We start from the raw sequence: 6,494 nt of genomic DNA, 5'->3' as shown, positions 1-6,494 counted from the left end.
TTGGGTATAGCCAATGCAACCTTTGATCATATGGCCATGAAACTGCCTGTTTCACGCTGGCAGCGTGATCTGACGGATTCAACCGTTTTACGGAATATCGGTGTGGGTTTTGCCCACTCCTTGCTGGCTTACAGCTCGGCACTTAAAGGTATCAGCAAACTGGAAGCCGCCCCGGAAGTGATGGCAGCGGATTTGGATGCTAACTGGGAATTGCTGGCGGAACCAATTCAAACCGTTATGCGTCGATATGGCATTGTGAATCCTTATGAAAAACTCAAGGAATTAACCCGTGGACAGCGAGTTAATAAACAAATAATGCATGATTTTATCGATACACTTGAGTTACCAGATGCTGTGAAGTTTGCATTGAAAGACATGTCACCAGCGAGCTACATCGGTAATGCCATTGAACAGGCGAAAAACTGCTAAATGACTGAGCATTCCACTAATGACCATTCCAATCAAATCATCGTGTTTGATGGTAAACATGAGGCAGCTGCTGCTGCCCTCACATTGGTGGAATCGGCTCAACGGGAAATCTGTTTTTTGGGTAGTAATCTGGAAGCAGTATTACTTGATCAGCCAGCTGTAATCGAAGTCATCAAAAAACTTTGTATTAAAAGTGCACGCACCCGAATCCGCTTTTTAGTGGATGAAACGCAGAGCAGTATGACGAATTCTCATCGACTGTTGCCACTTATTTCCAGGCTGACCAGTTCGATCAGTCTGAATATCCTGTCAGAGAAGCACCAGCGTCCCAAAAATATCGTCATACTGGTGGATGATTCCAGCTATTTACGTTGTCTTAATAATCAACGTTATCTGGGACAGGCAAATTTGCACGATCCCCTGACGGTACGTGAACTCAAACAACAGTTTGAGGAATACTGGGATCACAGCACTGCCGATGTGACCACAAGGCGATTACACTTATGAAAATGTTCTGGTCGATATGTTTTATCTGTCTGGCATTGCCGGCTTTTGCCGATCAGATCAGAACGATTCAGCTGCAGCATCGTCTTGCAGCAGAAATATTACCGATGATTGAACCCATGATAGATAATTACACCACTATTAATGGGCACGATAATCTGTTGATTATAAAAAGTTCGTCACAGAGTTTTAATGAGATTGAACAACTGGTCAAGCAGCTGGATAGCAGAGTGCAAAGTCTGACTGTCACGGTGTTGCGAACCCAGCAACAAATTAACGATGAACGTTTTTCCAATGATCAGTTAAATATTGATTTAGAAAATCCTAAGAATTCATCGCTAGAGATAAATCGCTGGTCAACCAAAAACAGTCGTGAACGGGATCAGCAATATCAGGCGCGTGGTATTGCCGGACAGCCTATCGATATTCAAATGGGTCGTGCTGTTGCCGATAATCAGCAACAACTTATTTTTTATCCGCATGGTGGAATCGCTGTGCAGGAGTCGACTCAGTATATTCAGCTGGATAACGGCTTTCAGGCAAGAGTCAATATTCTCGGCAATCAACAAGCCCGGGTCGATATTTTCCCGTTGTTCTCTGAAATGCAACGTAATGGTGATATCACCTCAACCAGTCTGTTAACCACAGTAAATGGTCCGGTCAATCAATGGATATTGATCGGCCAGATTGGTGAACAGCAACGTCAGCAACAAAATGCAAAAACCTATCGCAGTCATCAAGATGAACAACAATGGCTGTATCTTAAAATCGAACTTAACTGAGTACTTTTCCGAAAAAATGGATATAAAAGAAGCGATTCAAACTCGTCGCTCGGTCAAACATTATGACCCGGCACATCAAATGACCGAAGCAGAAATAAACGAATTGATGGAACATGCCATCCTGTCACCCACTGCGTTTAATATTCAGCACTGGCGGTTTGTCCATGTACAGGACGCTGAAAAACGCCAACAGATTCTGGAAGCCGCCTGGGGACAGGCGCAGGTTGTAGACGCCTCTATGTTACTGGTGCTATGTGCCGATTTGAATGCATGGGAAAAACAACCTGAACGCTATTGGCAGCATGCGCCTGAAGCCGCACAGAAAGCCATTTTGCCTGCCATTGAGAATTACTACACCAATCATCATCAGGGCCAACGTGATGAATGCGTGCGTTCAGCCAGCATCGCGGCAATGAATATCATGTTAATGGCAAAGGGTATGGGTTATGACACTTGCCCGATGGATGGTTTTGATTTTGATAAAGTAGCCCGCATCATCAATCTGCCTCACGACCACATTATTGTGATGATGATTACGGTGGGCAAGAAACTGGAAGATGCACGCCCCCGAGCAGGACAATTACCGCTCGAGGAAGTGTTTTTTACCGATAGTTTTTAATCAGATCAGATAACCGGCGGGGGCACATCACACACATTATTGCGCCCGCTTCGTTTAGCCAGATACACCGCACGATCGACCCGTTGCAGAAAGCTGTCGACGCCCTCGCCGCGTACATAACGAGCCACCCCGAATGACATAGTTATCATCCCCAGTGGTTCATGGGTATCTTTTCGCTGAATACGTTTACTGGCAAGATCCTGACGTATCGTTTCAGCAAGGTTACGGGCATTTTGCATACTGGTATTTGGCAAAATAACAGCAAATTCCTCACCGCCATATCGCGCAACCAAATCACGCCCTTTCAAAGATTTCTTCATTAATTCAGCAATTACTCTTAACACTTGATCACCCACCAACTGACCATGTTTTTCGTTAATAACGCTGAACATGTCCACGTCAGTAAAAATGACAGAAACATCCATGCCATTCTGATCCGCATCCAGAGTCATTTTATTGATGAGCTCGTCGAAGTGCTTACGATTGGCTAAACCAGTCAAACTGTCGGTTATCGCTTCTCGTCGGGAATCACTTAATTCTTTCTTCAATGCAGCAACTTCGGTCATTGCACCGTTTAACTGCTCATTGAGTAATTCACCTGAAGAAACAGCCAACCGGGTTTCAATCAGTACTTCTTCGATAAGTGTATGTAGTTGCTGCCGGTTTAAATCCGGTTGCAGGCGACTCAGCATGCTTTGTAAATGACTGTTGCTACGATCTGTAGTGGTCACACCTGTGTAGACGTAATTCAACACCTGTTTAAGTAAACGCGCCAGCTCCTGGCGCATTTCAAACATCGCAGCACGATCCTTATCGTCATCAAAAAACTGCTCGTATAACAAATGGCTTTGTTGAGCAGTCAGTTTTCCTGTCATGCCGATTTCGTTATCTACAGCTTCGGTCAAAGCGAGATTGGTACCGGAAACATACTCAAACCATAGCGCATAATTTGCCGGCGTCGGAGCAATGTCAAATTGTTTCATTTTAGAGAGCGCTAATCGCATCCATTCTGCTGTTCGCTCATCATGCTCGCTGTATTTCATAATTACTCCGGCAAAGTCCGCATGCCTATTTTTTCTTCTTCCCTGCTATTTTCAATCGTAGCGCATTCAGTTTAATAAACCCTTCTGCATCTTTCTGATCATAGGCACCTGCATCATCTTCAAATGTAGCAATTGATTCATCAAACAGACTGTCTGTAGCAGATTGTCTACCCACTACTATTACATTCCCTTTATACAATTTGATTCTGACATCACCGTTCACGTTAGTCTGTGATGCATCTATCATTGTCTGCATCATCAGACGTTCCGGAGCCCACCAGTAACCGTTATAAATCATACTGGCATAACGAGGCATCAATTCATCCTTCAAGTGAGCAACTTCACGATCCAACGTCAGTGATTCGATGGCACGATGCGCTTTTAACATGACTGTGCCGGCAGGGGTTTCATAGCAACCGCGGGATTTCATACCGACATAACGATTTTCAACAATATCTAATCGTCCAACACCGTTTTCACCAGCAACCTTATTCAGATACGTCATCACTTGTGCAGGCGTCATACGCTCACCATTAATGGCAACGATGTCGCCTTTTTCATAGCTGAGTTCCAGATAAGTCGGTTTATCCGGTGCATTTTCAGGCGAAACAGACCAGCGCCACATGCTTTCTTCCGCTTCAGCCCATGGATCCTCAAGAATGCCGCCTTCATAGGAGATATGCAGCAAGTTGGCATCCATTGAGTAAGGTGATTTTTTACCTTGTTTCATTTCCACTGGAATACCATGCTTTTCGGCATAATCCAGCAGTTTTTGACGCGATAACAAATCCCATTCACGCCAAGGGGCGATGACTTTAATGTTTGGATTCAGGCCATAGGCACCCAATTCAAAACGTACCTGATCATTGCCTTTACCTGTGGCGCCGTGCGAGACCGCTTCGGCACCCGTTTGTGCCGCAATTTCAACCAGCCGTTTAGCAATTAACGGCCGGGCAATCGAAGTACCTAACAGGTATTCACCCTCATATATGGCATTGGCACGGAACATCGGGAACACATAATCACGGGCAAATTCTTCACGCAAATCTTCAATATAAATTTCTTTGATGCCCAGAGATTGCGCCTTGGCGCGCGCCGGCTCGACTTCTTCACCTTGACCAAGATCGGCTGTAAAGGTCACCACTTCACATTGATATTTATCCTGCAGCCATTTAAGAATAACGGAAGTATCCAGACCACCTGAATAGGCTAGAACGACTTTTTTGATGTCAGACATAAGTGGGGAAATCCTGTATCGAAGAATGTAAAAAAGAATGCGTTATTGTATCAAAATCCACGTAAAGCAAGCACTTCTCTTGCCGCCTGACGTTTATCTCCTTTGCAGCTGATAGTCCGCGGAGCATCAAGAAATTTCAATGTAAAGCCAAGTTCACGGTAGAGTTTTTTAATGTTATCTGTAGCCTGATTGGACAGCACTACAGGCCCATTGTGATTGGCCAGCCATTCGGCTAACCGAACTTGATCATCCCAGTCAAAACCCTGCTGGGAATATTGTCGAAAAGGTACATCGTAAGGTGGATCAGCATAAATGAAATCATTTGGCTTGATGTCGATCTGAGCAAAATCCGTATTGCTGAACTCCCATTTATTCAGCACCGATTGGTAAGATGCAAAGTCGCTGACATAATTAATCGTTTTATAACGTCCAAAAGGTACGTTATAACCGCCGCTTTTATTAAAACGGCATAAACCGTTATAACCAGTGCGATTCAGATAATAAAACAACTGAGCACGTTCGGCATCGGTATGTGCTGCAATATCATTGAACTGTTTACGGTACTGGTAATAAAGCTGCTCATCATTTGCCAGTGGTAAATCGATTGTCAAACCTTGCTGCAATTGTTGATAAAAATTGATCAGCGCCGGATTTAAATCATTCAGTAATGCCTTATCAGGATTTAGCCCTAACGCCACAGACAAGCCACCACAAAACGGTTCTACCAGACGATAATCAGGAAACTGTTTCCACAAATCGCGTAATCTGGGAATTAACCAGCGTTTACCACCAGCCCATTTCAATGGCGGTTTAAGCAAAGAAGCTTCTCTGGTCATAGCTGAATTGTCACCGATCGATTCCGCTGCATGAAAAGCAGTTCATTACTGATTGCTGAGTTGAGATTATCTATCCGTTCGGAAGCTTGATCGGCACCGAACGGATAGTCTGATATTACTTGGAATGCAATGTTTTGCGTGGCGGCATCAGATCGGTAATATTGCCCTCTGCCATTTCCGCTGCAAACGCAAAAGTCTCTGACAAAGTAGGATGCGGATGAATGCTCAAGCCAATATCTTCTGCATCAGCGCCCATTTCAAGCGCCAATACCGCCTCGGCGATTAACTCACCGGCATTTGGTCCAACAATACCGGCACCAAGTAAACGACCAGTTTCTTTGTCAAACAAGGCTTTGGTGAGTCCTTCATCACGATCCACGCTCAAGCTACGGCCACTGGCTGCCCAAGGAAACGCACCTTTAACATACTCGATGCCCTGCTTTTTAGCGTCATCTTCACTCAATCCCATCCAGGCAACTTCCGGATCGGTATAAGCCACAGAAGGAATCGTCATGGGATCAAAAGCCACTTTTTTACCGGCGATATGCTCTGCTGCCACTTTGCCTTCATGCGTCGCTTTATGCGCCAGCATAGGTTGGCCGACAATGTCACCAATTGCATAGATATGCGGCACATTGGTCTGCATCTGCTGATTGACTTCAATAAAGCCATAATCATCGACGTTCACACCAGCAGCTTCTGCATTAATCAATTTACCGTTGGGTGAACGGCCTACTGCCACCAGAATTTTGTCATACGTTTGCGGTTCCGGTGCTTTGTCACCTTCAAACGTGACTTTCAAGCCGGATTTAAGCGCATCAATTTTGCTGACTTTGGTTTTCAGATAAATCGCTTTGTACTGTTTCTGAATATGGTTATGCAACGGTTTGACCAGATCCTTATCCGCGCCGGGAATCAGACTGTCCTGTAATTCGACAACACTGATTTCAGAACCCAGAGCGTTGTATACCGTTGCCATTTCCAGACCGATAATACCGCCACCAATCACCAGCAGTTTTTTGGGAATATCTTCCAATTCCAATG

At 44.8% G+C, this 6,494-nt stretch carries 7 protein-coding genes and 1 pseudogene; 4 read left to right on the top strand and 4 right to left on the bottom strand.

Annotated features, from left to right (window positions below):
• The 4 genes and pseudogenes from B3O33_RS02040 to B3O33_RS02025 all read left to right on the top strand — a co-directional run.
• Nucleotides 1-429, top strand: a pseudogene (locus tag B3O33_RS02040) (adenylosuccinate lyase); the annotation flags it as partial.
• Complete coding sequence (locus tag B3O33_RS02035; protein WP_292359282.1) at nucleotides 430-936, top strand: hypothetical protein; 507 nt, start codon at nucleotides 430-432, stop codon at nucleotides 934-936.
• Nucleotides 933-1,715, top strand: coding sequence for a secretin N-terminal domain-containing protein (locus tag B3O33_RS02030; protein ID WP_292359280.1), 783 nt, complete (start codon nucleotides 933-935; stop codon nucleotides 1,713-1,715). Before B3O33_RS02035 ends, B3O33_RS02030 begins: the two co-directional genes overlap by 4 nt.
• Before the next feature lie 16 nt (nucleotides 1,716-1,731).
• Complete coding sequence (locus tag B3O33_RS02025; protein ID WP_292359279.1) at nucleotides 1,732-2,334, top strand: nitroreductase family protein; 603 nt, start codon at nucleotides 1,732-1,734, stop codon at nucleotides 2,332-2,334.
• A gap of 5 nt (nucleotides 2,335-2,339) precedes the next feature.
• Here B3O33_RS02025 and B3O33_RS02020 read toward each other — a convergent pair whose 3' ends face one another.
• The 4 genes from B3O33_RS02020 to B3O33_RS02005 form a co-directional block, all read right to left on the bottom strand.
• Nucleotides 2,340-3,377: a GGDEF domain-containing protein gene (locus B3O33_RS02020; RefSeq protein WP_292362828.1), complete on the bottom strand. Its 1,038-nt coding sequence runs from the start codon at nucleotides 3,375-3,377 to the stop codon at nucleotides 2,340-2,342.
• A 25-nt stretch (nucleotides 3,378-3,402) separates the two neighbouring features.
• Complete coding sequence (locus B3O33_RS02015) at nucleotides 3,403-4,614, bottom strand: argininosuccinate synthase (protein WP_292359276.1); 1,212 nt, start codon at nucleotides 4,612-4,614, stop codon at nucleotides 3,403-3,405.
• Nucleotides 4,615-4,664: 50 nt separating this feature from the next.
• A complete protein-coding gene (locus B3O33_RS02010; RefSeq protein WP_292359275.1) occupies nucleotides 4,665-5,450 on the bottom strand; it encodes a DNA adenine methylase in 786 nt (261 codons plus the stop codon).
• A gap of 115 nt (nucleotides 5,451-5,565) precedes the next feature.
• The coding region (locus tag B3O33_RS02005) for a dihydrolipoyl dehydrogenase family protein (RefSeq protein WP_292362827.1) at nucleotides 5,566-6,494 on the bottom strand (929 nt) is incomplete at its 5' end.

The organism is Methylophaga sp. UBA1464 (assembly GCF_002325665.1).
Taxonomy (GTDB): Bacteria; Pseudomonadota; Gammaproteobacteria; order Nitrosococcales; family Methylophagaceae; genus Methylophaga.
Note: the sequence above shows the minus strand (reverse complement) of the source record. Positions and strands in the feature narration are given on the sequence as shown.

Bases quoted from the DNA above. Each gene is read 5' to 3' on its own strand.
- B3O33_RS02035 (WP_292359282.1), top strand. From the start codon at position 430: ATGACTGAGCATTCCACTAATGACCATTCCAATCAAATCATCGTGTTT.
- B3O33_RS02020 (WP_292362828.1), bottom strand. From the start codon at position 3,377: ATGAAATACAGCGAGCATGATGAGCGAACAGCAGAATGGATGCGATTA.
- B3O33_RS02010 (WP_292359275.1), bottom strand. From the start codon at position 5,450: ATGACCAGAGAAGCTTCTTTGCTTAAACCGCCATTGAAATGGGCTGGT.
- B3O33_RS02030 (WP_292359280.1), top strand. From the start codon at position 933: ATGAAAATGTTCTGGTCGATATGTTTTATCTGTCTGGCATTGCCGGCT.
- B3O33_RS02025 (WP_292359279.1), top strand. From the start codon at position 1,732: ATGGATATAAAAGAAGCGATTCAAACTCGTCGCTCGGTCAAACATTAT.
- B3O33_RS02015 (WP_292359276.1), bottom strand. From the start codon at position 4,614: ATGTCTGACATCAAAAAAGTCGTTCTAGCCTATTCAGGTGGTCTGGAT.